The organism is Bradyrhizobium sp., assembly GCF_016213215.1.
Classification (GTDB): Bacteria; Pseudomonadota; Alphaproteobacteria; order Rhizobiales; family Xanthobacteraceae; genus Bradyrhizobium.
Window position 1 is genome coordinate 1 of sequence record NZ_JACRAW010000054.1, and the last position, 25,241, is coordinate 25,241.

A 25,241-nucleotide genomic window follows, 5' to 3' on the forward strand; every position below is an offset into this window, starting at 1 on the left:
GCGGCACTGGAAGAGATGCCGCGCGCTTCTTGGTTGGGACTGGAGAGGTTTGGACTCAGGCCTTGTATTGGTACGGAGTCCAGGTTTCGCTGACCGTCACCGGCTTCGGGAAGTTACCGGGTCCGGGAGGGCTCAGGGTATGTGTCCACTCCAGCGACTTCGATCCCCACGGATTGGTGGAGGTCTTCGGTCCCTTGACGGCGGATATGATCCAGCCGAGGACCATCAGCAAGACGCCGACCGCAGAGAGGGCGGCACCCAACGTCGCGATGTGGTGATACGACTCGAACTGCGGGAACAGCGCATAGTCGTAATAGCGACGCGGCATGCCCTGGACGCCGATGATGAACAGCGGCCAGAAGGTGATCTGCGTGCCGGCGGTGTTGAGCCAGAACGCGAGCCACGCAATCTTGCTGTCCGCCGACCGGCCCGTCATCTTCGGGAACCAGAAGTAGACGGCGGCGAAGACGGAATAGGTGGCCATCAGTCCCATGATGAAATGGAAGTGCGCATGGACGAATGACGTTCGCGCCAGATGGACCGTCATCGACGTGATCGCGAGCGGAATGCCGGTGAGACCTCCGAGCAGGATCAGGAACATGCAGCAGACCACATAGGCCATCGCCAGATTGTAGGTGATGGAGCCCTTGTACAGCGTGCCCCACAGCGAGATGACCATGAGACCCACCGGCACCGAGATCAGCAGCGTCGTTACCATCATGCCGATACGGATCCAGTCCGGCATGCCCGCCACGTAGAGGTGGTGCACCCAGACTTCGCCCGTAATCACCATGATGCCGACGATGCCGCCGTACACCGCCGCCTTGTAGTTGAAGATCGGGTTCTTGGCCTGCGTTGCGACGATCTCGTAGAGAATTCCCATCGCGGGCAGGAAGATCACGTAGACGGCGGGATGCGAGTAGAACCAGAACAGGTTCTCGTACAGCAGCACGTCGCCGCCGCGCGCCGGATCGAAGAACCCGGTCCCGACATATCTGTCGAGCAGAAGCAGCGTGACCGCGGCCGCCAGCACGGGCACGAACACGAGCTGGATGACGAAGGCGCCGAAGGAGCACCAGACGAACATGTTCATCTGGTTCCAGCCCATGCCAGGCGCGCGCATGTAGGCAATCGTGACCAGGAAGTTCACGGCTGCCAGTATCGACGAGAATCCGATCAGGTGAACCGTGAACACGTAGAAGGAGGTGTTGCCTGGCGTCGTGATCGAGTACGGCGCATAGCCGGTCCACATGATGTCGGGTTTGTCGGGTATGACGAAGGTCAGCAGCGCGACGACGATGCCCGCCCAGAACAGCCAGACGCTGAGGGCGTTGATGCGCGGGAACGCCACGTCGGGCGCGCCGATCATCATGGGAATCAGGTAATTCGCCGCGAAGCCGGTCAACCCCGGAATGAGGAAGCCGAGGATCATCGCCGCACCGTGGAAATAGAGCGCCACGTTGTAGGCGGTGCCGCTCGATAGATTCTTGCCGACGTCACCCACGAAGAACTGGATGACCCCGGATTCGCCGATCGCGTACTGCTCGGTGCGAATACCGATCGCCATCAAGCCGGCGACCAGGAACGCCGCCACTGAGCCGATGAGATAGAGGATGCCGATCCGCTTGTGATCGGTCGTGAAAATCCACTCGCTGAGTTTAAACCCAGACGCAGCGGGCGCGGTTTCTACGAGAGTTGTCATTTTTGTCCTCGATCAAAAGCTAGAGCGACGATTTCTGCGGCAGCGAGCTCGTCTTCTTGGCCTTGCTCTTGAGCCAAGCGTCGTACTCCGCCTGTGGGACCGCCTTCACCGCCGAGTTCATCTGCGCGTGGGCGTCGCCGCAGAATTCCGTGCAGGTCACGTGGGTCGAGAGCGGCTTGTCCGGGTAGAACCACATGTGAGTGATGCGGCCGGGCAGCAGGTCTTCCTTGAGGCGGTATTCGCTCAGGCCGAACGAGTGAATGACATCGGTCGCGGTCATGCGCAGCACGATGGGTTTCCCGACCGGAACGATGAGATCGCCGTCGACCACTCCGTTGCCGTAATCGAACTCGAACGCCCACTGCGAGGCCTTCACGTTCACCTCAAGCGCGTCCTTCGGAACGGTGCGCTGGATATTCCACAGCGACCAACCCTTGGCGGACAGCAGGAAGTCGTCGGCCATGAACAGCGCCGCCGGCACCAGCGCCCAGGCCAGCGCCTTGTCGAAATTGAGCTTCGGCCCGTCGCCGACAGCATCCGGGCTCTTCGCGCGATACTTGATCAACAGGTAGATGGCCACCACGCCGAAGATGCCGCCGATGACGAACAAGTCCACCAGCACGTCGTGCCAAGTCTCGTTCCATGCGATCGTGGGGCTGATAATGCCGTGCTTTGCCCCTTGGGCGAAACTCGCCCCGGCTCCGCAAAGGCTTGCGACAAACGTCGCAATTCCGATCGGGATCCTACTTTCAAGTCCTTTCCTGAGCCGCATATCTTATGTCCTCCTATGATTGCGTCTGCCGCCGCATTCTGAAAACCAGAGCGGAACCGGCGAAAGTCAAAATTCCCATCGCAAAAGCCCCGGCGCCGACAAACACCGGAATGCTCAGGCGATATTTTCCGTCTTGATAGTTGTAGCTGTAGCAAAGGCTCAGCGCGTAGCTGGCGATTTCGCTCACCTTGAACTGGCCCTCGCGCGCGTCGAGCACCGCAAGCTGTACGTCCTTGGCGTCGATGTCCTGCTGATAGAGAATCCGCGCCAGCCGTCCTTCCGGAGAAAAGAAGAGATAGACCCCCGGATGGAGGAAAATGCGGTCCTGCGGCGACCAGAAGAACTTGAACCCGATCTTCTCGGTCTGCGCCTTCAGATCGGCCTCGTTCTTGAACGTGGCAAACGTCCAGACCGGTGCCAGTCCGTCGGCGAGAGCGATCTGCTTTCGGAACGCATCGGTCGATTTCAGGTCGTCGCGGCGATCGAACGACAGCGTAACCAGATTGAAGTCGGTGCCCGGCTGGGCGCCGGTCATCTGCTTCAACAGATCGTGCAGGTTCTCGTTGATGACCGCGCAGCTGCCGTCGCAGGTGTAGTAGGAGAGGACGAGCAGCGTCGGCTTGCCCGCCAGATCCCCCCAGCGAAACACCTTTCCGGCATGATCGACCAGTTCGGTGGCCGGATCGATTGCTCGGCCCAGCACAGCCCGTTCGTCGATCTGCAGGATCGCAGGATTGAGGTCCGATTCGGGACGGCGGAAGTACTCGGCCCGCGCGACCGCAGGCCCGAACGCTTCGAGGAGCGTCAGGACGGCAAGACCGAAAAAGATGCTTCTTGCGACGTCAGACATCCGCCATCGTCCCCGCATCACCAGAAATAGACCTGGGAAGCGACGAAGAACCACACCACGTCGACGAAGTGCCAGTAGATGCCGGCCACCTTGACGAACATCGGGTTGACCTTCGAGGTTACGAACCCGATCAGGAGCGCAAGGAAGGAGCAGATACCGATCAGCACGTGGGCTGCGTGGAAACCCGTCAGCGAGTAGAACGCCGCCGAATACTGGTTCGTACCGGGCGTAAAGCCCTCGTGGAAGAGGTGGCCATATTCGTAGATCGTGCAGCCGAGGAACGCGGCGCCGAGCACGATCGAGAGCAACAGCCAGCTCGTGAAGCCGCCGCGATCGCCCGCCTCGAATTTCGCCTCACCCTGATGATAGGTCAGGCTCGAGGCGACCAGGATGGCGGTCATGATCAGCGGCAGGGCCTTGCCGATTGCCGGCGTTCCGGCCGGCGGCCAATCAACTCCGGTCGAGAGCCGCAGCGTCCAGTACGAAGCGAACAGTCCGAGGAAGATCAGAATTTCACCGACGATGAACACGCCGACGCCGATCGGCGACACACGTTCGATGGCCACATGCTGGGTGGCGCCCTCGTGGATCCACTTCGCCACGCCGGCGAGCACCAACGGCACGCCGAGACCGGCACAGATGATGCCGACGAGCAGGCTCTTGTAGACCAGGATGCTCGCGAAGGTCAGAGGCACCAAGAACAGTGCGCCAAAGGCCACCGCCATCGGCGCCCAGCTTGTCTCCCAATGATGCGCGTGGCCGTTGTGGCCGCCGGTCGCGTGTACCGTATCTTGCATGTCTGTCTCCCGCCTTCTTTCAAACTATGGCCAAGGCCCGATTGGACCGACCTAAATCCTGCTTCCTGTCCACGCGCGTTGGCGCATTCATCCGGTGAACGCCTGCGCCAGCATCGCAACGAACAGCACGAACACGTACAAAATGGAGAATCCGAACAGCGCCATCGCCGACTTGCTCCGGGCGGCCTCCGGCCCTTTGCGGAGACGATAGAGCGTCACGGCGCGGCTGATCAGCATGGCATCGAGCACCGCGACCACCGCGGCATAGACCAGGCTCGATCCGGCGATCAGGAACGGCGCGAATGAAATCGGCACCAGCAGTGCGCAGTAGGCGATGATCTGCCGGCAGGTCGCCTCGGGCCCGACCACGTTCGGCAACATCGGCACGCCGGCACGCGCGTAATCGGCGCAGCCGCGCAACGCCAGCGACCAGAAGTGCGGCGGGGTCCAGACGAATATGACGGCAAACAGCGCGATCGATTCGGCCGAGAGGCTGTTGGTTGCAGCCGCCCAACCTATCATCGGCGGCAGCGCGCCGGACGCACCGCCGATCACGATGTTGAGCGGCGTCCGCCGCTTCAGCCACATCGTGTAGACAAGCACGTAGATGCCGATCGTTGCGGCCAACAGCGCAGCCGAGAGCCAATTGACCAGCAGCCCGAGCGAAAGCACGGAGATCAGCGACAGAGCCGCACCGATGAGCAGCGCCTCGCCAGGCGTGATCACTCCCCGCGGAATGGGGCGCGCCGCCGTGCGCGCCATTCGCGCGTCGATGTCGGCGTCCCACCACATGTTCAGCGCGCCGCAGCCGCCGGCGCCTCCGACCATGGCAGCCAGCGCGATCGCAAGCCGCATCCAGTCCACGCTGGTCGGCGCAACCAGAAAACCGACGGCCCCGGTAAACACCACCAGCGACATGACGCGCGGTTTCAGCAGAACGACGTGATCGCGCAACTGTGCGCTGACGGAAGCGAGGGCTTTCCGCTCTCCACTATCGACGTGTCTTGCCGTCAGACCCCGTATCCCCAACTACGCCCCCATGCGCCCGTCGATCGCGTGAAACGTCGACGATGCCTTCACACAATTTCCGGGTGGCACTTATGGGCGCTTTCGTGGCATGCCGAAATTGATCTGGATCAAGGATCGGAACTCCGAGCAAAGTTTTGCGCGATGTGACTATTCTGCCGAGCCAGAATCACAGGGACCGGGGCTGATTTCATCACGCAAGCAGCGTGCGTTGCGCGAGTTGCACGCATTGCTGGATAAATTCCACAACACGGACGGCAAGCAGATTCGGGCGCGGGTCGCGACGTGCAAATCGCCGGTTCTGACTCGCGCTCACATCGGCGCCAACACTAATTGCACTTGCGCTTCACTCGCAAGAATTCAAGAGAACACGATCGCTGCACGAGACAATCGGCCCATTTGACTCCACCGCCTGCAGTTGCATCCAATAAGCACTCAAACCGAGAATTCATAATCGGCCCCAGAATGGGGATGAGGGAGGAGCGCACGGTGCCGGAGGCCATAGTCGCATGGCGCTGTGCGCAGTCGTGCCGGCGGCGCGTGGTGGATCTGTTGCCAACTGCGCTGTCCCGACAAGACCTGCCCATTCCTGCGGGAAATGAGGCCTCCTCGCCCCGACACGCAAGACCACACATCAGCGTGCAGTACAGCTTCGCCGGGCGCTGTTTCACGGTGCTTCTGGTCGCCTTGGCAATGTCGGGGATGATCGCGGCATCGGCGCGCGCGCAAGAAGAAAGCAAAGAAAAATCGGCCAAGAAACCGGAACAAACAATCAGCGCCACCAGGAACGCATTCCGGCTGTATCGATGGCAGGAAGACTATTCCTACCTTGCGACCAAGCAGCGAAGCGGCTGGGAGACACTGAAATACATCCCGCTGCCGGGACTGCCGGGAAGCTGGCTCTCGCTCGGCGGCGAAGCCCGCTACCGCCTTGATGCATACGACCCATATCTGTTCGGCCTCGGCAAGAGCGGACGGACATGGGCCTCCAACCAGGAGCGGCTGTTGCAGCACTTCGACCTGCACCTCGGACAGATGTTCCGGACCTTCGTGCAGTTCGATACCGCGCATGAGAACGGTCGTCCGGTGCAGCGGGCGTATGACCAGAGCGCGCCGGACCTGCGCCAGGGATTTCTGGACTTTATCCTGCCGACGCGATCCGGAAGCATCGTGGTGCGCAGCGGGCGCCAGGAGCTCTATCTCGGCGACTCCCGCTGGCTTGCGGTGCGCGACCCCACCAATCTCAGGCGATCCTTCGACGGCTTTCTCGCCCAATACGACGATCCGAAGCTGACCGTGCGCGCGTTCTCGGCGCATCCGGTCGGCATCCTTCCGGGCTTCATCGACGATTATACGTTGACCAAGGAATACTTCCGCGGCGGCTATGCCAACGTTCGAAATCCTTTCGGCCTGCCGCTGACGATCGACGCCTATGTCTATGGACGCCAGCAGGCGAGCGCGACCTATGCACGCGGCACCGCCGCCGAAGACCGGTGGACCGGTGGCGCGCGGCTCTCCGGACGCATGGGCGGGTTCGAGGGCATCGCCGAGGCCGCGTATCAATGGGGATCGTTCGGCACAGCTACGATTTCCGCCCGGGGCGCATTTTGCGATCTGGGTTACCGGTTCGCGCCATCCAACGCTTTCGCAATCGGGGTCCAGCCCAAGCTCGGCGTGCGCGGGCATTATGCTTCCGGCGACGACAACTTGAAGAGCGGCATATTCCACAACTTCACTGCGGCCTATCCTGCGGCAAGCGTGATCTCGGAGATGTCTCTCCTCTCCGTCTCCAATGCGGTGAACCTTCAGCCTTACGCCCAGCTCTTCATCGATCGTTCGCTGGTTCTCGGCGCCAACTGGAATGTGGTCCGCAAAGTGGCGACAGCAGACTCCGTTTACGGTCCGATCGGGACGATGATCACGGCCAAGAGTTCAGCAGCGCTCGGCCTCGCGCAGATCGGCCAGGTCGACATGACCTGGAACATCAGTCAGTTCCTGCAGCTGCATGCGCTCTATTCGCACATCTTTGCAGGCCAGTACATTCGCGACGCCGGCGGAAGAAGTTTCGACTACTACCGGCTGCAGCTGATGGCGCGTTGGTGAGCGCGCCGCTGCACCATCAGCTGATCGACAAGGCCGCAGAAACACGTGCCCGCTTCGTCCGGCGTCAGCGCGCTTCCTCGAATCCCGCCAGAACCGCCGTGAGATTCGTCCCCAGAATATCGGAGAGATAGCCGCCCTCCTGCACGAGCACGGTCGGCAATCCCAGCCGTGCGATCGCCTGGCCGATGCGGCGGAATCCGTTCGTGGTCACCGCAAGGCCCGCGAGCGGATCATGCTCGGACGCATCGAGACCCAGCGCGACCACGAGCGCGCCTGGCGCGAATGCCTCGATGGTCTTCTGCGCCCTGCCGAGCGCCTCCAGGTAGCCGGCGTCACCAGTGCCGATCGGCAAGGGAATGTTGAGATTGCTGCCGAGGCCTGCGCCCGCACCGCGCTCATGGGCATAGCCCCAGACGTACGGATAGTAGGCAGCCGGATCGGCGTGGATCGAAACGGTGAGTACGTCGGACCGCTCGAAAAAGATGCCCTGCGTGCCGTTGCCGTGATGGACGTCGACATCAAGGATCGCCACGCGTTCATGCATGAGCCGCAGATGGGCGGCTGCGACCGCGGTGTTGTTGAGAAAACAGAAGCCGCCGGCGAGGTCGCGGTAGGCATGATGGCCGGGAGGACGGCACAGCGCGTAGACAGCGGCTTCGCCGTCCATCACCAGTTGCGCAGCCGTTGTCGCCACATCGGTCGCGGCACACGCGGCGGCCCAGGTGCCGGGCCCGATGGGGCAAGCCGTATCGACCGTGTGCCAACCAAGGCGTCCGACGATATGAGCAGGATAGGTCCCGCCCATCCGCACGGGATGCATGTTGGCGATCATCTCCGCCCCGGCATCGCCGAGCGCGGACCAGGCCTCCCAGGCTTCGGCAAGGAAGCTGAGATATTCGACGCTGTGAACCCGCGTGCGCGGTCCCTGGCCGAACGTTGTCGGCGCAACCAGATGATGCTTGGCTGCCTTCAATCCCGCGAGCAGCCGGTCGGCCCGCTCCGGCTGCTCCGTCGTGCGCTTGACGACGCCGCGAACCAGGAAGAATTGTGGATCGTGGCTGCGATGCAGCTCGGTATAAACGGCCTTCACTCACCTGCTCCCGACCATTCGGAAAGGCTCCGCGCAGCGACCAGTGCATGGTTCTCGTCGCAGCATCAATAGGATTTAGCGGCTCAAGATCAACAAATTTCGCTATTCGGGCGGCGACGTTCAAGCGCCGAAACCGGGCACGCGACGCATCGAGCGCAATCCCCCGAACACGACGGTTCAGCAGGCGACTGTCTGCAGGCAGTGCTCTCGCCCTTCCCTGTCCGTGCGGAAGGATTCGATGAACCCGCCCTGACGCTGCGTGACGAACACCGTCCTGCCGTCGCGGCCCCCGAACGCCAGGTTCGTGGGCTCCTTGCCCTTGAGCGCGATCTCCTTCTGGACCGCGCCATTCGGCTTCATGATCATGATCGTCCCTTTGAGAATGCGGGCGATCAGAAGCCTTCCGCTGACGTCCGTGCGCAGTCCATCGATCGTGTTCGGCTCGACCGTCTTGATCAGCCTTGCATCCGCCAGTTCGTTCCCGCGAAGGGTGTAAGACCAGATCTGCCCGCTGTTGGATTCGCCGACGTAAAGCGTCTTTCCGTCGGGGCTGAGATCGATCCCGTTCGTCGTCCCCATGGCGCGGGGCGCCGTCATGATCTGGCCCTCGACGGATCCCTCAGCGGTTCGGGCAATGCGCCAGATCTGTCCGGCCTTTCCCTTCCAGTTCGGATCGCTCGCGTAGATCGTGCCGTCGTGCGCCACCGTCATGTCGTTCGGCTGGTTCATCAAATCGGAATGGAACCAGATCTCCGGCTCCGAACTATTCTTCCCGACCCGGAAGATGTTGTGCTTCTTGTAGTCGGCGATGAACATGGTGCCGGCACGGTCGAACCGGATCGCGTTGCCGACGCTGCCTTCGGGAAGCTCGATGAATTTCTCGGAGCTCGAACTTCCCGTAGCCAACCTGCCGATCGTACCGGGCTTGCCGAAGTTGACGACGAACAGATTGCCCTCGAGGTCCGCCGCCGGACCTTCGATGCCGAAAGCATATTCGCCTGCGGGCGTCACCTGCGTGCTCTCGAACAGCCCCGGCTCGGCGCGCACGGGAGCATGCAAGGCCAGAACGAGGCTACCGCAAAGGCACCAGAAACTCCTGCCGCAGGTAGTAGCCATCTTCGTCCTTGCATTCGCCGTTTAGGTAGGGATCGGCCGGCCTGTAAACGCGGCTGGAGCCGGGTCTATCCGGGGCATTCCTTTGTGTCACCACGACGACCTTGCTCGTCGGGATCTCGCCGCATTGATTGCCATCCCTCCCGAAGAACTTCCGATAGGGCGGACCGGGCTTTACGCGCATCCTCGTGCCGGGCACCATCCTGGCAACGAGGGAATCCGCATCATCCAACAGTCGCGAATAGCCGGGCTCCGTCTTGGCGAGATTCTCGCCGTCGGGCGGCATGAAGCGCTCCGCCCCAAGGCCGCGCAGGCGCGTCCGCAGCTTTCCAGATGGGGGATCGCCCGGAAATATCCAGCCGTCCTGCGACAGCATGAAGCGTAGCACGGCTTTGTCCTTGTCCGATTCCGATTGGCCCTCCTTCAGGCCAAGATCGGAATGACAACCGAGGCAATGCTTTTCGACGAGATTTTTCCGCAATACCGACAGTCGCGCCCGGTTCTGCGGATCACTTGCCACGAATGCTGCAAGGTCATCGATCTGCTTCTGGCTCCGCATTTCGCAGGGAAGCGGAGCCGGCGCACGGCCGGACGCGCGATCGATACGAATGACCGTCTGGTTCTTGTCCTCGACCAGCCAGATCGCGCCGTCTTCCGCAACCGCTACGCCGACCGGCGCGCCTTGCGGCCGCACACCGTTGACCCGGTGCCAGCCGGCGATCAGCTCTTCGTATGGCGCGGCCGGAACTTCACCGGCATCGGTCTGGAACGCGCGCGTCGGCTCGGCGCCGCAGCTGACGTGGTAGCGGACCGGCGGCGGACTAACTTTCGGAAAGCCGTGATCGTCGACATCATAGACCAGGAGTCGGCTGCCGGTCGGGCGATAACCATGCAGCCCTATCAGCAGCTTGCCATTCAGCTCGGGGAATTTGCCTCCCTTGTAATACAGCATGGCGAGCGGCGCGCCATGGGGCGGCAGCAGCGAACGCGGTGGCTTGTAGACCGCCGTGTTGCTGCAAAAATTCCTGTACGGGCCGGATTGCAGCACAGCCTTGAATTCCGGACTTGCGGTCAAAAGGTCATGACAGTACGGCCAGCCGTAGTGCTTTCCCTTCTCGATGGCGTTGATCTCTTCGTTGGGCTTGAACAGATCGGGAAGATCCCTGGCGTTCTCGGCCTGGAGGAACGCGTAGTCCGGCTCGGGAAATCGCGGATGAAGGGCGAGCCCCATCGAGTTGCGCAGGCCCCGCGCATAGACCTCATGAGGCGGATTGGGATCCGTGGGCTTGAGCGCGGGAAAGATGCCGTCATCGGGCGGGGTGAACATCCAGATCGACGCCAAGCCCGATGATCCCTCACCTGCGGCGCAGGGCCGGGTGATCGGCGCCCTGGTGATACAATCGTCGCTGTGCGAGCCGATACTGACGAAGATGCGGCCGGTCCTGTCAAAGACAAATTGCTTGAACGGATGCGCGCTCTCCTCGAGTCTCGTGCCATCCGGCAGCCGGATCCGGCGTCCGGGCAGATGATGAATGATCGTCTCAACGGTAGAGCGCGGATTGTCCGCCAGCGGGTCGAGGCGGAAGATCGTTTCAGCCGTCGACGCGTAGAGCTTGTTCCCGGGGCCGATCGCAAGGCCGAATGGATATTCGAGCCTGGTCAACACTTCCCTGATCTGTCTGCCCTCGGCCGCGCGGGGATCGAGCACCAGCAGCCGCCCGTCGGCGTGGCCCCAGCCACCCATGTCCGCCACCACGAACAGGTCGTGGCCCGGGATCTGGATGATCGAGCGCGGAAATCTCAATCCATCTTCGGCGCTGGCAACGAGGCCCGCACAGAACCCCTCCTTCATGTCGATCCGCACCCTGGGAAAGGAAAGATCGCCGCTGCCGCATTGGTCGGGCCCGAGCGCGTATCCGCTCTTCTTGGGCAGTTCCGACGCAACGCACGGCGCACCCCAAAGTAACGCCGCGAGGAAAGCGCATGCCGGCAAGGCCCAGTTCTTGCCGTGCCTGCCGAGTTCTCCGCGATGCAAACTGTCCCCCGATCCGCTTGTCTGCGCGTGAACGACCTACCTTCCCGTGAACCGCGCTGCGCGCTTCTCGATGAACGCGTTGCGACCTTCGATCGCGTCCGCGCTGGTGCGGAGTTCGGCCTGCATCTCGATCTCACGGCGGAATTGCGCGCCGTAGCTCGCATGCTCGCTTTCATCCAGCAGGGCGCGGGTGGCGATCAGCGCGCGCGTCGGCCCTTCGGCAAGCCGTCGGGCCAGTGTCATCGCCTCAGCCAGCAGGCGCTCGTCGTCGACGACTTTCCGCACCAATCCCCATTCATGGGCCTGCTCGGCCGACAGCGGCTCGTTCAGGAGCATGAGCTCGAGCGCCCGCTGGCGGCCGATCAGGCGAGGCAGCAGCCAGGTCGAGCCGAGATCGGGCACCAGCCCGATCCGGCTGAACACCTGGATGAAGGTCGCCGAGCGTGCCGCGAGGATGATGTCGCCGGCCATCGCCAGGCTGAACCCGCCGCCCGCGGCAACGCCGTTGACCGCAACCACGACCGGCACGCGGCATTCACGCAAGCTGCGGAACGCCGGCCAGTAATAGCGCATCACCCCGTCCACGATATCCTGGCCCAGCGCTTCCGCCGCCTTCAGATTCTGGCCGGAACAGAAGCCCCGCCCCTCGCCGGTCAGGACCAGCGCACGAATTGAATGGTCGCCCGTGATCTCGCCGATGACGGTCGCAAGACCGCCGAGGAGGTCGGGGGTCATGGCGTTCAGGCTGGACGGTTCGCTCAGAGTCAAGATCCCGACGGCGCCGTCCCGCGCCTGTGTCACACCTGCCATTTTCCTCTCCTCTGCGGATGTCTTCATCGCCCGAATGTGCCATTGTCCGCCGGCCCCGCCAACGCGAACGATCCCCTCGAATACCAAAAAGACAAGTGCGCCATGCCCGATCAGTTCAGCTATGCCCAGCAAATTCGCAAACCAGCTCGCGTCTCCAAGACCGGCATCGTCGCTTCGCAATCGCGAACGGCCGCCGAGGTCGGGGCCCAGGTGCTCGCCTCCGGCGGCAATTGCGTCGATGCGATGATCGCGACCGCCTTTGCGCTTGGCGTCGTCGAGCCCTGGATGAGCGGTATTGGCGGCGGCGGCGTCATGGTGCTCTACCGCGCCCGCGAAAATCGCTACGAGGTGATCGACTACGGCATGTGCGCGCCCTTGAGCCTGCGCACGGAAGACTATCCGCTGACCGGTGAGGGCGCGGCGTCGGACCTCTTCCCTTGGCCGCGGGTCAAGGACGACCGCAACCTCTTTGGTCCGGGCTCGATTGCCGTTCCCGGCGTCGTGGCGGGCATGGAGGAGGCGCACCGCCGCCATGCCAAACTGCCGTGGAAGGATTTGCTCGGTCCCAGCGTGAAGCTCGCCGGCGAGGGGCTTCTCGTCGACTGGTGGACCACGCTGATGATCGCCAGCGGCGCCGCCGATCTGCGGCGTTACCCGGCAAGCTCCGCCGCCTATTTGCAGGACGGCCTGCCGCCGAGCGGCCCCTGGAGCATCAAGGCCAGCATCCGCCTGCCCCAAGACAAGCTGCAGGCGACGCTGTCGCATCTTGCCGCCCAGGGCCCGCGCGATTTCTACCAGGGCGATCTCGCCAAGAGCGTTGCGGCCGATGTCAAAGCCGGCGGCGGCTCGCTTTCGGTCGAGGATCTTGCCGCGTTCCGCGCGCATGTTCGCGAGCCTCTCGCCATTCCCTATCGCGGCGGCAAAGTGTACGCGACGCCCGAACTGACCTGCGGCCCGACCATGGCGCATGCCTTGCGCATGCTGCAGAAGGACCTCGAGCCAAAACCAGGCGGCCCCGATGCGGCAGCCTACACGGCTTACGCGCTGGCGCTGCAATCGGCCTATCGCGAACGCCTGCACGACATGGGCGATGCCGACGGCAAGCGTGCGCTCGGCGCCGAATACCTGGCGCCCGGCTGTACCACGCATTTTTCAGTGGTCGATCGCGAAGGCAACATGGCGGCGGTCACACAGACGCTGCTTTCCATCTTCGGCTCCAAATATGTGCTGCCGCAATCGGGCATCACCATGAACAACGGCATCATGTGGTTTGATCCGACGCCGGGCACGACCAATTCGCTGGCACCCGGCAAGCGCTGCCTGACCAACTACACGCCGGTGATCGCGCAAGTATCCGACGGCAGACGCCTTGCGATCGGGGCTTCCGGCGGTCGGCGCATCCTGCCGGCTGTCACGCAGATCCTCTCTTTCGTGATGGACTACCGAATGGATCTCGAGGCCGCGTTCCATCAGCCTCGCCTGGACGCGAGCGAGGGTGCCATCGTCATCGGCGACCGGCTCATGCCCAGAGAGGTGCGTGACAGCCTGCGCGCGCGTTTCGATTACGAAGAGACGCAGGTGCAGGCGACGCCGATGAAATTTGCCTGCCCGAGCGCGGTGCTGCGCGATGGCGCGACCAACAGCGGCGCAGTCGAGATCTTCCAGCCCTGGGGCGATGCGGTAGCCGAGGACTGAGGCTAAGCGCGATGAGATGTGATTGAATCATCGTCGCGCTTCAGGTCTTTTGACTGAGCATGTTCGGCGTGCGGTGAGTTAAGCGATATCAGATGGCTGCCCGATTCGGTTCTCGGCCAGCCATCAACAGGCGATTGCGCCCGTCGATCCGGTAGTAGACCGGTGGCCACTCTCGCGTCGGCGTCCTAAGTTTGCCCGAATCTACCGGCAATTCACCACGTGAACTCGCAGGCATCTGTTCGTCGGGGGACGTGACCGAAACTTGCAAGTTGATTGAACCGACAAATGCATCTGTTTGAGGTGGGGAAGCTCTCATGAAACGACTTGCAATTTCCTTCGCGTTGCTGCTCGCGGCGAGCGTGACGGTGCCGGACGCCGCTTTCGCGAAGGGTAGTCGCGGCATGGGCCACGGCCATGCCTTCAAGGTATCGCATGGCCGCAGCAGCCTTGGTACCCCGCCGGGATGGCATCACGGACGCAAGGTGGGCTGGGGCAACATGGGCTGCCCGCCCGGCCTGTGGAAGCAGGGCCGCTGCTGAAACCCTGCCAACGCGGCGGCGCGTTCTGAACCCAGCCGCGACGACCCGCGACTTATCCGGGTAAGCTTGGCTCGGGATCAGAACATGTTCGCCGCAAATCGCTTCTCTGCCCTGGCTTTGGCGGCCGGCTGTCTCGTGCCTCTCGCCGCCAGCGCGGATGATTTCACGGACTTCACTGCGGCGAACAGCAGCGCGTCGACGGCGATCGAATTGTGCGGCAGCGCCGACGACCAGGTGCCTTCGAGCCTGTGCAAGGAAGCCGGCTACGACGTCCTCACAACGCAACTCGACACGGCGCTGCAGGCGGCGCTTGCCAAAGCCCCGACGCATGTTCGTCCGCTGCTCAAACGCGACCAGTTCTGGTTCGGCGAGATGCTCAACAACGCGGTCGAGTCGATGGCCCGATCGGAACAGGCAGAAGACCGGCAGGCCTTCGCTGAGATCATGCGCAGACGCGTCGCAACGCTTGAGGAGATCGCGCAGGGCTTCGGGCGAAACGGCGTTACAGGACGGTGGGCGGATGCGTTCGGCACCGTGGCGGTAATGCAGGCGGGCCACGGCACCTATCGGCTTACGATCGACACGAACGCAATCTACGGTACCGGCAGCGACCGCCAGCGCACCTGCCGCGGGACGGCGCTACTCAAGCCTGGCCCCGGCGGGTGGCTCAACGGGACGCTCGTTCCCGACAACGCCGGGCCGGAATATGCCCGCGAGCACGTCATCCCCCACTTCAAGGCCCAGCCCGCCAAGCCGCCATCGGTCAAGCTTCGCCGCCAAGGCGAGACGCTCCGCGTCGTGCATGATAACAGGGATTGGGAGGCCGATGCGGATTCGAGTTGCCGATATCCCTGGCAAGTGACCGGAAGCTATTTCGCCGCCGGCAAGCTGGACCCGGCGATCGGCGAGATGGCCGACACGCCACTTGTCACGCCGACGTTCGGCTGCACGCGCCCCCATACAGCAAGCGACGAGGAAATCTGCGCCGATCCCGACCTCGCCGACAACGATCACCGGCTGAACCGCGCCTGGAAGGCGCTTCTGCCGCGGCTTGACGGCACGACACGGCTTGCCCTCATCGATGACCAGCGCAGCTGGGTGAAGTCTCAGGCGTTCCAGTATCCGGAATTCCTGCATCCGGCCTGGGAGAAGCCCATCTCCTACATGCATTTCACCACCGACGCACGCGACAAGCTTGACCGGCTTCAGCGCGAGCGCATCGCGCTCTTGGAAAATTTCGACGAGAACCGCAAGGGCCTTGCCGGCATCTGGCTCAGCCACACGGCGATACTCAATGTCGCGCCGACCGACGATGGCGGGCTCTGGGCCGAGGGCTGGAAATGGGACCAGGGCGACTGGAAGGCCGGCTGCGTCTTCGAAATGAAGGGCAGGCTCGTCAACGGCAGATTCCGCTCGGACGAGAAGCGCACCAATCCCGATACGCTCGAGCGCGATCACGCCATGCTCATCGTCAACCGGATGGACGATGTCTTCGCCGGCAAGCGTCAGGGCAAGCGGGACACCGGCGACGACGAGCCGAAATGCCTGCGCAACATCACGATCTCCTCGACGGTACGGCTGTTCCCGGTACGTCAATCGCCCGACATCAACAATCTTGGCGGAACGATCCGCTGAGCGGCAAGCCAGTCATCGATTAGATCGCAAGGCCTTCACCTGCCCTCGCCGAATTCGCTCGCGCGCGGATCAAGAGCGTCATGACAATCAGGATGTTCACCGCGTTCCAGGCGAGCCCGTTCGCGAAGGCGGCGGCGTAGGAGCCGGTGGCGTCGAAGATGAAGCCGGACACCCAGCCGCCGAACGACATGCCGAACACCGAGGCGAAGATCACGATGCCGACCCTCGTCGCCGCTTCGCGCGCCGGCATCGCCTCGCGCACGATGATCGCATAGCTCGGCACGATGCCGCCCTGGAACAGGCCGAACATGGCGGAGATGATGTAGAGCGAGCTCAAGCTGTCGAAAAACAGGTAGAACAGCAGCGCAAAGCCCTGGGCGAGCGAGCCGATCAGGAGCGTGCGGATGCCGCCGATGCGATCCGCGAGGAAGCCCGAGCCGATGCGGCTGATGATGCCGAATCCCATCATCACCGACAGCATCTCGGCCCCGCGCGCCACGCCATAGCCGAGGTCGCCGCAATAGGCGACGATATGGACCTGCGGCATCGACATGGCGACGCAGCAGGCGATGCTGGCGATCGACAGCATGACTGTCAGGGTGTTGGTGGAGAGGTTGAGATCGACCCGCGGCGGCGGCGCGTTGGCGTGATCTTGCACCTGCTCGTCACCCATCTGCGCGCGCAGCAGCGCGACCAGCACCGTCATGGTCGCCACGCAGAACAGGCCGAGCACGATATGGGTGGTGCGCCAGCCCGCCGTCTGCACGCCCCAGTTCACCACCGGCGGCCAGATTGTCCCGGCGACGTAATTGCCGCTGGCGACGATCGTCACCGCGAGTCCCCGATAGCGGTCGAACCAGTGCGACGCCTCCGCCATCAAAGGCGCGAACGTCGCCGAGGTGCCAAGCCCGATCAAGAAGTACACCGCGACGAACTGCCACAGCGTGGTCGAAAGCCCAGCCAGCACGAAGGCGATCCCGAGTAGCGCAATGCACAGCCCCATCGCCGTCACGATGCCGAACCGGTCGGTGATCTTGCCGGTGACCACGCCGCCAAGGCCGAAGCCGAGCATGGTGAGCGTGAACGCCAGCGACACCGCGCCCCGGCCGGCGCCGAACTCGGCCTGGACGACCGGCAGCACCACCACGACCGCCCACATGCCGACGGCGCCGATCGAGCCGATCAGAAGCGCAATCACCAGCCGCACCCAGGCCTGACGCGAATCAGGGCTGAAGGCTGCGGGCTTATGTTCGTGAGAGGAAGGGACGTGCACGATCGTGAACTTCGTCGGCCACAGTCCTTTGGTCAAGCACAATGCCGCGATAATAGGCATGCGCGCGGTGCACTGCGGTGACAGAGCTTGGCGGAACCCGGATTTCACGCTACTTTCCGAGCCACATGTGCAGGACTGACCTGCGAACAGCATTTCGGGCGGATGCGTTTGCGATTGACCAGGTCGAGGCGGATTCGAGTGGGATGGCTGACTGCCCTCGCCTACGCTTTCTGCGTCCTTGCGCCGGCTGCCGCGCTGGCCACGAGCAGCGGACCGGCCCCATGTCTTGCCGACCCGCTGCCGAGGGCTTCTGTTGTGACTGAGCATCGTCAGGCCGATGCAAGCCACGTGCATGCCGGCGGCTCGATGCATGATCACGCCGCGATGCACATCCACCATCAAGCCGCCGCACATGACCTGCCGGCGAAGCATCCCCACGATAGCAAAGGCTCGCCTGGCCCGTGCTGCGCGATGATGTGTGTGAGCGCGCTGGCAGCTGATCTGCCGAGCATCGCCAAACCCATCCAGCCGATTTCCGCGTGTGCGCCGGAGATTGCTCTGGACGCGCACAGCGAGGCGCCCCCTCTGCTTTACCGACCTCCCATCGCCTGACCTGACGTGAAGACGCGAGGCGCCGCGCATTTGCGCGCGCGTGCCTGTGGTCCACCGCCAGATCAGGGATGGTTCATGCTTACGCGATGTGGGGCGAGGTTCGTGGCCGTTGGTTCGGCGCGCGGACGGCATTTCAGATTCAATTGGCCGATGTGGGCGGCGGCTGCCGTTGCGGCGGCTGCGCTCGCTGGCTGCATGCCTGCGACGGTGCCGCTGGTCGGCGCCGATCCTGCCGATCCCGCAGCCAGGGTCGCGCGCGTCGGCTACCGATCGACGATCGCGCCCTACACGAGCCTGCGGCCCGCCACGCCCGTCCCATGGCGCGAGCGCAACGACTCGGTCTCGCCCCAGCACAAGCCGGACCGCTAGGAGCGCGCGATGGCAGACCAACCCACACCTCGCTCGCGTATCCGTGGCCTGCTCCTGCTCTCCGCACTGGGTCTCTCCGGCTGCGCGTCCTTCTCGCCGGACAGCGGCATGACAGCTGTTTCGGACCTGACCAGCCAGACGATCAGCAAAGACGTTGCCTTCGTCCGCACGGCCGAAGGCGCCGATACGGTCAAAAATGCGGTCCGCCGCCTGCTCTCGCGCCCACTGAACGCCGACAGCGCCGTACAGGTCGCGCTTCTCAACAACAAGGGGCTGCAATCGGCCTACAACGAACTCGCGCTCGCGGAGACCGAACTGGTGCAGGAGAGTCTGCCGCCCAACCCCGTATTTTCGGTTTCGCGCATCGCGGGCAATGGCGGCGGCGAAGTCGAGCGCCAGGTGGTCGGCGACATCCTGGCACTTGCGACCCTGCCGTTCCGCTCCGATATCGCGCGCGACCGCTTCCACCAGGCGCAACTGCGCGCGGCGCTGGCGACGTTGCGGCTCGCTGGCGAGGTGAGACGCGGCTACTTCCGTGCGGTTGCCGCCTACGAAATGGTGGTCCTGCTGACCGATGCGAAATCGACGGCGGAGGCGACCGCGCAGCTCGCGGTCAAGCTCGGCGAGACCGGTTCCGTCAACAAGCTCGATCAGGCGCGCGAGCAGGTGTTTTACGCTGAGACGACTGCCGATCTTGCCACCGCCCGGCAGGCGGCTGCCAGTGCGCGCGAGCGGCTCGCGCGATTGATGGGCCTGTGGGACGGCGATCTCGAATTTCGCCTTCCCAACCATCTGCCGCCGCTGCCGCGCCGGCCGCTTGCGCTTCCCGCGATCGAAGTTGACGCGGTTGCGCATCGCATCGACCTGCAGATCGCTCGGCTCGAACTGGCGGCGCTCGCAAAAGCGATGAGCCTGACCGCAGCCACGCGTTTCGTCACGCTGCTCGATCTGGCCGGGATCGCCCGCCGCACGCAAGATCCGGAAGGCGCGCCGTTCCGCGAACGCGGCTTCGATCTCGAATTCCAGATCCCGATCTTCGACGGCGGCGAGGTGCGCGTCCGTCAGGCCGTGGAGACGTACAATCTTGCGTTCAATCGCCTGACCGAGAGGGCTGTCAACGTGCGCTCGCAGGCGCGCGATGCCTATCGCGTCTACCGATCCAGCTATGACATCGCGAGCCATTACCAGCGCGAGATCCTCCCCCTTCGCAAGATCATCACCGAGGAGATGCAGCTGCGCTTCTCCAGCATGCAGGTCGACATTTTCGCGCTGCTGACGGAAGCGCGCCAGCGTCTCGCTTCGTTGCGCGGAGCGATCGATGCCAAGCGTCAGTTCTGGCTGGCGCACTCCGACCTGCAGACCGTCGTCAATAGCGGCGGATCGCCCGCCGCCAGCAGCGGTAATCCGACAACGATCGCCGCGGCCGCGCCGACCGAGGGCGGCCACTGAATGGAGGGAAGCATGTTTTCGCGCCGAGGATTTCTGGGCACCGCCGCGCTGGTCAGCGCCGGCGCGATCAGTGGACGGGTGCAGGCTGCCGCCATTCCGGAAGCGCCGACGATGGACAAGGCGGTGATGCAGCCGCCGCTCCGTCCGACCAGCGGGCCGGATTATCGTCCGGTCGTCACGCTCAACGGCTGGACGCTGCCCTGGCGCACGAACGGCGACTGGAAGGAATTTCATCTCGTCGCCGAGCCTGTGGTGCGCGAATTTGCCGAAGGCATGAAGGTGAATCTGTGGGGCTATAACGGCCAGTCGCCGGGCCCGACGATCGAGGCGGTCGAAGGCGACAAGGTCCGCATCTTCGTTACCAACAGACTGCCCGAACACACGACGGTGCACTGGCACGGCATGATCATCCCGAGCGGCATGGATGGCGTCGGCGGCCTCACTCAGCCGCACATCAAGCCCGGCAAGACGTTCGTCTACGAGTTCGAGCTGAAGAAGAGCGGGACGTTCATGTACCACCCGCATTCCGACGAGATGGTGCAGATGGCGATGGGCATGATGGGGATGGTCGTCGTCCACCCGCGGGATCCTTCCTTCCGCCCGGTCGACCGCGACTTCGTCTTCGTGATGAGCACCTATCGCGTCGACCCCGGCGCATACCTGCCGAAGGTCAATGAGATGACGGACTTCAACATGTGGACCTGGAACGCCCGAGTCTTTCCCGGCATCGATCCGTTGCCGGTTCGGCTCGGCGACAAGGTGCGCGTGCGAATAGGCAATCTCAGCATGACCAATCATCCGATCCATCTGCACGGTCACAGCTTTTCGGTGACCTGCACGGACGGCGGATGGCTTCCGGACACCGCGCAAATTCCCGAAACGACTACCGACGTTCCCGTCGGCGCCGTACGCGTGTTCGACGTTCTTGCCGACAATCCCGGCGATTGGGCGTTCCACTGCCATAAGTCGCATCACACGATGAACGCGATGGGCCACGACGTGCGCAACCTCATCGGCGTATCGCGCAAGGAACTTGCGCGAGCGGTCGGCAAGCTCGCGCCCGACGCCATGGTGATGGGATCTACCGGCATGGCGATGGGCAACATGGAGATGCCCGCGCCCGAAAACACCCTGCCGATGATGACGGGCTCTGGCCAGTTCGGCCCGATCGAGATGGGCGGCATGTTCACGGTCATGAAGATTCGCGAAAACATGGCGCACAACGATTTTCGCGATCCCGGCCCCTACCAATTCCCGCAAGGCACCGTCGCCTACGAGGTCGATGTGCCGGCGCCCGAACCGGCACGGCAGCAACCCGCCGCTCCCGGCAAGACGCCGAACAGGAAAACGAAGACGTAGCCGATCAGGGTTCAACTGGAGAACGACATGAAGAAGACGGTCAACCTCGGCATTGCTGGCCGCGCTGTCCATTCCGGCAGCGCCGGCGGCATGAACGGCCACTTCACCGTGAAACGAGCAACTGAGGAGGAGAACACGATGAACAGATTGATGCGCGCAACCGGCGCCTTGGCATTCGCAGCGGTGCTGACCATCACCGCGGCGGTGGCGCAAGGCGCCTCCATCGATGGCGAGGTCAAGAAGATCGACGAGGGCGCCGGCAAGATCACGCTCAGGCACGGCCCTGCCAAGAGCTTGGGCATGGAGGAGCCCATGACCATGGTCTACCGCGTCAAGGAACCGGGGATGCTCAAGCAGGTCAAGGTCGGCGACAAGGTGACCTTCGAGGCGGAGCAAGCCGCCTCCGGCTACACCGTGACCAGGCTGCAGAAGGCCAGGTAGGCGGTAGACTTCTCCAGATTCCGGGTTCGCCACGGAGCCTGTCGTCGGGCCGCGCTCCGCGCGGTCCCGGCGGCAGCGTCCCCGGAATGACGACCCCCTTTTGTCCGTCCCATCACCCGCCGTTAACCAATTGCTAACCATACACCGGGCAAAAATTGCCGGGTGAAGTCGAGTGTCGTGGGTAGCGTAAGGGCGGGGGAACCTCCGTGGACGCAAGCGCGGTGCCTCACTTTCGACGCGGTGGCCCTTCGGCCGCCGCGCAGACGTTTGGCGCGCGCGCGCGGCAAGGGCGGGGGGAGGCTGCAACCATGGTCGATGTCACGGCAGGTCAGGGCGCAGGCGCTCCGCGGGCCGGACTCCCCAATTTCAACGACATCAAGACGATCCTGACGCGCGGCGATATCGCGCTGGCGCTCGGCATTCTCACCATCCTGGTGCTGCTGATCCTGCCCCTGCCAGCGATCGCGCTGGACATGTTCCTGGCGATCTCGATCACGCTCTCGATCCTGATCCTGATGACGGCGCTGTTCATCCAGGCGCCCCTGGAGTTCTCCGCCTTCCCGACCATCCTCCTCATCTCCACCATGCTGCGGCTGTCGCTCAACCTCGCTTCCACCCGGTTGATCCTGTCGCGCGGTCATGAGGGGACGGACGCCGCCGGCCATGTCATCGAGGCTTTCGGCAACTTCGTGATGAGCGGCAATTTCGTCATCGGCATCATCGTCTTTGCCATCCTGGTCATCGTCAACTTCGTCGTCATCACCAAGGGTTCGGGCCGTATCGCCGAAGTCGCGGCGCGCTTCCATTTGGACGCCATGCCCGGCAAGCAGATGGCCATCGACGCCGACCTGTCCGCCGGCCTGATCGACGAGAAGGTGGCCAAGGAGCGCCGCAAGGCGCTGGAAGACGAGAGCGGCTTCTTCGGCGCCATGGACGGCGCCTCGAAATTCGTCCGCGGCGATGCCATAGCCGGCCTCCTGATCGTGTTCATCAACGTGATCGGCGGCATGATCATCGGCGTCGCCCAGCAAGGCCTCTCCTTCGGCGACGCCGCCCACGCCTACACCCTGCTCACCGTCGGCGACGGCCTCGTCACGCAGGTGCCGGCGCTGATCGTGTCGACCGCGGCCGGCCTGCTCGTCTCCAAGGCCGGTGTCACGGGCGCCGCGGACAAGGCCCTGATCGGGCAGTTCTCCGGCTATCCGCAGGCGCTCGGCATGTCCGCCGCCGTCATGCTGATGCTGGCGGCGCTGCCCGGCATCCCGACCATCCCGTTCCTTGCCCTGGGCGCGGGAGCCGCCGCGCTCGCCGTCTCCGCACGCAAGCACAAGCAGGCCAAGGTCGTGGCGGCGGCTACCGCGGAGGCAGCGCCGGCCGCAGCCGCGGCGGCCGCTGCTGCGGCGGCGGCCGAGGAGCCGATCTCCGCTGCGCTCAAGATCGACGACCTCAAGATCGAGCTCGGCTACGCGCTCCTGCCGCTCGTCAACGGTCCCGACGGCACCGACCGCCTGACCGAGCAGATCAAGGCGCTGCGCCGCTCGCTGGCGATCGAGATGGGCTTCGTGATGCCGTCGGTGCGCATCCTCGACAACGTCCAGCTCGAGGCCAACACCTACATCATCAAGATCAAGGAGGTCGACGCCGGCACCGGCAGGATCTGGCCGAACCACTTCATGGTCATGGATCCTGCCGGCAACCAGGTCGCCGTGCCCGGCATCCACACCACCGAGCCGACCTTCGGCCTGCCGGCAACCTGGGTCGACGCCAGCCTGAAGGAAGAGGCCTCGCTGAAGGGCTATACCGTCGTCGACGCCGCGACGGTGCTGTCGACCCACCTCACCGAGCTGCTCAAGGCCAACATGTCCGACCTCCTGTCCTATGGCGAGGTGCAGAAGCTGCTCAAGGAATTGCCGAAGGAGCAGAGCGAGCTCGTCAAGGACATGGTTCCGACCAGCATCACGATGTCCGGCATCCAGCGCGTGCTGCAGCTCCTGCTCGCCGAGCGGGTGTCGATCCGGGACCTCTCGACCATCCTTGAAAGCATCGCCGACGCGATGGCCTTCTCGCGCAGCCCCTCGAGCATGGTCGAGCATGTCCGTGCCCGCCTGGCACGCCAGATCTGCGCTCAGCATACCTCGCCTGCCGGCTACCTGCCGCTGATCGCGCTGTCGGCCAGATGGGAGCAGGCCTTTGCCGAGTCGCTGATCGGCCAGGGCGAGGAGCGAAGTCTGGCGATGCAGCCCTCCAAGCTGTCGGAGTTCATGACCGCGGTGCGCGACGCCTTCGAACGCGCCGCCCGCGAAGGCGAAGCGCCGGTGCTGGTCACCTCGGCGGGGATCCGGCCCTATGTCCGCTCGCTGGTCGAGCGCTTCCGGGCCCAGACCACCGTGCTGTCGCAGGCCGAGATCCACCCGAGGGCTCGCTTGAAGACGGTCGGAAGCGTCTGATTTGCGAGAATCGGCCGGTGCTCTTTCGCCACAGGCAATCCTTTTCTGAATTTTTAGTCACATTCGGCAGTTTCAGGCCCAGGCCAACGAAAATTCGACCTAAGCGATTGAATATACATTGCTTAAACCGTCTAGCCTGGCGTTTTCCATCGCGGCCGTTCACGTCTTATCACGGTCTTGTGATCGCCTCTGGGGAACCAGATCGACAATTACTACGTTTGTTCGCGTAGGGACGTTGAACCTGCGGACAAAGGCAGGCGACTACCGCAGGAAGATGGCGGCTGGAGGCTTCCATGAACCATTCGATGTACAGCGCGGATCGCGCCACCCATCTCAAGGTCGTGGTCGTCGCCCTCGTTGCTGCCATCGTGGTGGCGGGTTTCAGCATTACCGCGCACGTCACCGCGAACGACGGCTATCAGACCGCCCGCGTCATCAAGGCCGACAAGCCGGTGACGATCACGAGTTCAAGCACATCACTGGTTCGCTAGGAGTCTTGCGCCAAGAGTTTCAGGAATTCACGTTGGCCCTTTACCAGCCCCCCAAAGTCGCCAGCGTGGATGTGTAGACGACCCCAACCCCAAGTCGACTACCGGAAGCGCCCGCCCCCCAACGGGCGCTTTCTCTTTGGGGGTGCTCCTTCAGGCCGTTTTCCGCTCGCACCACTTGCACCAAAGGCGCATGGAGAAAACATCATGGCCGGGGCTCGCGCGCCCGGCGAAGCCCCTGGCTTAGCCGGGTCCCGGCCATTCAAGCGCCGCGGTGCATGAGGAAAGACGTGGATGCCGGGACGCCCCTGGGAGGACGAGTGAGTCTTTAACGCATGTTGTCTCAACATCGTCATCGCGAGGAGCGATAGCGACGAAGCGATCCAGACCGCGGATGCGGACTGACGACTCACCGATTCAAGACAGCCGAGGGGCATGACTCCGCATTCTCGCGACGCGATGCGCCCGAGCTTTGCGTGATCTCCACACCCTCTTTCTTTCAAACAGAGGGCGCAGGGAAGACCGGGTGCCGGCTGGCACCCGTGGCCCGCTGTGCGCAGGCTCTGCGCAAACTGCACAGCGGGAAAACCACAGGGCAGCCGAGACAACCCGGCCTTCCCTGCGCAGTGGTTTGAC

General features: G+C 63.7%; 22 protein-coding genes. 12 read left to right on the plus strand and 10 right to left on the minus strand.

The window, feature by feature from the left end:
• Positions 1 to 55: 55 nt before the first annotated feature.
• From HY852_RS09930 to HY852_RS09950, 5 genes are all read right to left on the minus strand, one after another.
• Positions 56 to 1,702 (minus strand): cbb3-type cytochrome c oxidase subunit I, encoded by a 1,647-nt coding sequence (locus HY852_RS09930; protein ID WP_291604409.1) that lies wholly within the window; start codon positions 1,700 to 1,702, stop codon positions 56 to 58.
• 19 nt (positions 1,703 to 1,721) lie between these two features.
• Complete coding sequence (locus HY852_RS09935; protein WP_291604410.1) at positions 1,722 to 2,474, minus strand: hypothetical protein; 753 nt, start codon at positions 2,472 to 2,474, stop codon at positions 1,722 to 1,724.
• Positions 2,475 to 2,487: 13 nt separating this feature from the next.
• Positions 2,488 to 3,324 (minus strand): SCO family protein, encoded by an 837-nt coding sequence (locus tag HY852_RS09940; protein WP_291604411.1) that lies wholly within the window; start codon positions 3,322 to 3,324, stop codon positions 2,488 to 2,490.
• A gap of 17 nt (positions 3,325 to 3,341) precedes the next feature.
• Complete coding sequence (locus HY852_RS09945; RefSeq protein ID WP_291604412.1) at positions 3,342 to 4,121, minus strand: heme-copper oxidase subunit III; 780 nt, start codon at positions 4,119 to 4,121, stop codon at positions 3,342 to 3,344.
• A gap of 87 nt (positions 4,122 to 4,208) precedes the next feature.
• Positions 4,209 to 5,075, minus strand: a complete 867-nt coding sequence (locus tag HY852_RS09950) for a heme o synthase (RefSeq protein ID WP_291604413.1) — start codon at positions 5,073 to 5,075, stop codon at positions 4,209 to 4,211.
• Between the two features lie 163 nt (positions 5,076 to 5,238).
• Here HY852_RS09950 and HY852_RS09955 point away from each other — a divergent pair, with 163 nt between their 5' ends.
• Together HY852_RS09955 and HY852_RS09960 are read left to right on the plus strand one after the other, a co-directional pair.
• Positions 5,239 to 5,550, plus strand: coding sequence for a hypothetical protein (locus HY852_RS09955; protein ID WP_291604414.1), 312 nt, complete (start codon positions 5,239 to 5,241; stop codon positions 5,548 to 5,550).
• An 86-nt stretch (positions 5,551 to 5,636) separates the two neighbouring features.
• The gene (locus tag HY852_RS09960; protein WP_291604415.1) at positions 5,637 to 7,250 is read left to right on the plus strand and encodes an alginate export family protein; all 1,614 of its coding nucleotides are present in this window, start codon (positions 5,637 to 5,639) and stop codon (positions 7,248 to 7,250) included.
• Between the two features lie 64 nt (positions 7,251 to 7,314).
• Here HY852_RS09960 and HY852_RS09965 read toward each other — a convergent pair whose 3' ends face one another.
• The 4 genes from HY852_RS09965 to HY852_RS09980 form a co-directional block, all read right to left on the minus strand.
• Positions 7,315 to 8,340: a histone deacetylase family protein gene (locus HY852_RS09965; RefSeq protein ID WP_291604416.1), complete on the minus strand. Its 1,026-nt coding sequence runs from the start codon at positions 8,338 to 8,340 to the stop codon at positions 7,315 to 7,317.
• Between the two features lie 177 nt (positions 8,341 to 8,517).
• Positions 8,518 to 9,456 (minus strand): SMP-30/gluconolactonase/LRE family protein, encoded by a 939-nt coding sequence (locus HY852_RS09970; RefSeq protein WP_291604417.1) that lies wholly within the window; start codon positions 9,454 to 9,456, stop codon positions 8,518 to 8,520.
• Complete coding sequence (locus HY852_RS09975; protein WP_291604429.1) at positions 9,413 to 11,386, minus strand: PQQ-dependent sugar dehydrogenase; 1,974 nt, start codon at positions 11,384 to 11,386, stop codon at positions 9,413 to 9,415. The genes HY852_RS09970 and HY852_RS09975 overlap by 44 nt, the downstream gene beginning before the upstream one ends.
• Before the next feature lie 138 nt (positions 11,387 to 11,524).
• Complete coding sequence (locus HY852_RS09980; RefSeq protein WP_291604418.1) at positions 11,525 to 12,298, minus strand: enoyl-CoA hydratase-related protein; 774 nt, start codon at positions 12,296 to 12,298, stop codon at positions 11,525 to 11,527.
• Positions 12,299 to 12,400: 102 nt separating this feature from the next.
• Here HY852_RS09980 and HY852_RS09985 point away from each other — a divergent pair, with 102 nt between their 5' ends.
• The 3 genes from HY852_RS09985 to HY852_RS09995 all read left to right on the plus strand — a co-directional run bounded on the left by HY852_RS09985 (position 12,401) and on the right by HY852_RS09995 (position 16,167).
• Positions 12,401 to 13,993 carry a gamma-glutamyltransferase family protein gene (locus tag HY852_RS09985; protein WP_291604419.1) on the plus strand — a complete coding sequence of 531 codons (1,593 nt, stop codon included), beginning with the start codon at positions 12,401 to 12,403 and terminating at the stop codon, positions 13,991 to 13,993.
• Positions 13,994 to 14,307: 314 nt separating this feature from the next.
• Positions 14,308 to 14,532: a hypothetical protein gene (locus HY852_RS09990; RefSeq protein ID WP_291604420.1), complete on the plus strand. Its 225-nt coding sequence runs from the start codon at positions 14,308 to 14,310 to the stop codon at positions 14,530 to 14,532.
• An 84-nt stretch (positions 14,533 to 14,616) separates the two neighbouring features.
• The gene (locus tag HY852_RS09995; protein WP_291604421.1) at positions 14,617 to 16,167 is read left to right on the plus strand and encodes a lysozyme inhibitor LprI family protein; all 1,551 of its coding nucleotides are present in this window, start codon (positions 14,617 to 14,619) and stop codon (positions 16,165 to 16,167) included.
• A gap of 19 nt (positions 16,168 to 16,186) precedes the next feature.
• Here the strand turns inward: HY852_RS09995 and HY852_RS10000 are convergent, their stop codons facing one another.
• A complete protein-coding gene (locus HY852_RS10000) occupies positions 16,187 to 17,374 on the minus strand; it encodes an MFS transporter (protein ID WP_291604430.1) in 1,188 nt (395 codons plus the stop codon).
• A 381-nt stretch (positions 17,375 to 17,755) separates the two neighbouring features.
• Between HY852_RS10000 and HY852_RS10005 the strand changes: the two genes are divergently transcribed.
• The 7 genes from HY852_RS10005 (at position 17,756) to HY852_RS10035 (ending at position 24,608) form a co-directional block, all read left to right on the plus strand.
• Positions 17,756 to 18,052, plus strand: coding sequence for a hypothetical protein (locus HY852_RS10005; protein WP_291604422.1), 297 nt, complete (start codon positions 17,756 to 17,758; stop codon positions 18,050 to 18,052).
• A 75-nt stretch (positions 18,053 to 18,127) separates the two neighbouring features.
• A complete protein-coding gene (locus HY852_RS10010; protein ID WP_291604424.1) occupies positions 18,128 to 18,421 on the plus strand; it encodes a hypothetical protein in 294 nt (97 codons plus the stop codon).
• A gap of 9 nt (positions 18,422 to 18,430) precedes the next feature.
• On the plus strand, positions 18,431 to 19,870 hold the full coding sequence (locus HY852_RS10015) for a TolC family protein (protein ID WP_291604425.1): 1,440 nt from the start codon (positions 18,431 to 18,433) through the stop codon (positions 19,868 to 19,870).
• 12 nt (positions 19,871 to 19,882) lie between these two features.
• The gene (locus tag HY852_RS10020) at positions 19,883 to 21,229 is read left to right on the plus strand and encodes a copper oxidase (RefSeq protein ID WP_291604426.1); all 1,347 of its coding nucleotides are present in this window, start codon (positions 19,883 to 19,885) and stop codon (positions 21,227 to 21,229) included.
• 138 nt (positions 21,230 to 21,367) lie between these two features.
• On the plus strand, positions 21,368 to 21,670 hold the full coding sequence (locus tag HY852_RS10025) for a copper-binding protein (protein WP_291604432.1): 303 nt from the start codon (positions 21,368 to 21,370) through the stop codon (positions 21,668 to 21,670).
• A 308-nt stretch (positions 21,671 to 21,978) separates the two neighbouring features.
• Positions 21,979 to 24,117, plus strand: a complete 2,139-nt coding sequence (gene flhA / locus HY852_RS10030) for a flagellar biosynthesis protein FlhA (RefSeq protein ID WP_291604427.1) — start codon at positions 21,979 to 21,981, stop codon at positions 24,115 to 24,117.
• Positions 24,118 to 24,410: 293 nt separating this feature from the next.
• Complete coding sequence (locus tag HY852_RS10035) at positions 24,411 to 24,608, plus strand: hypothetical protein (protein WP_291604428.1); 198 nt, start codon at positions 24,411 to 24,413, stop codon at positions 24,606 to 24,608.
• Positions 24,609 to 25,241: the final 633 nt, after the last annotated feature.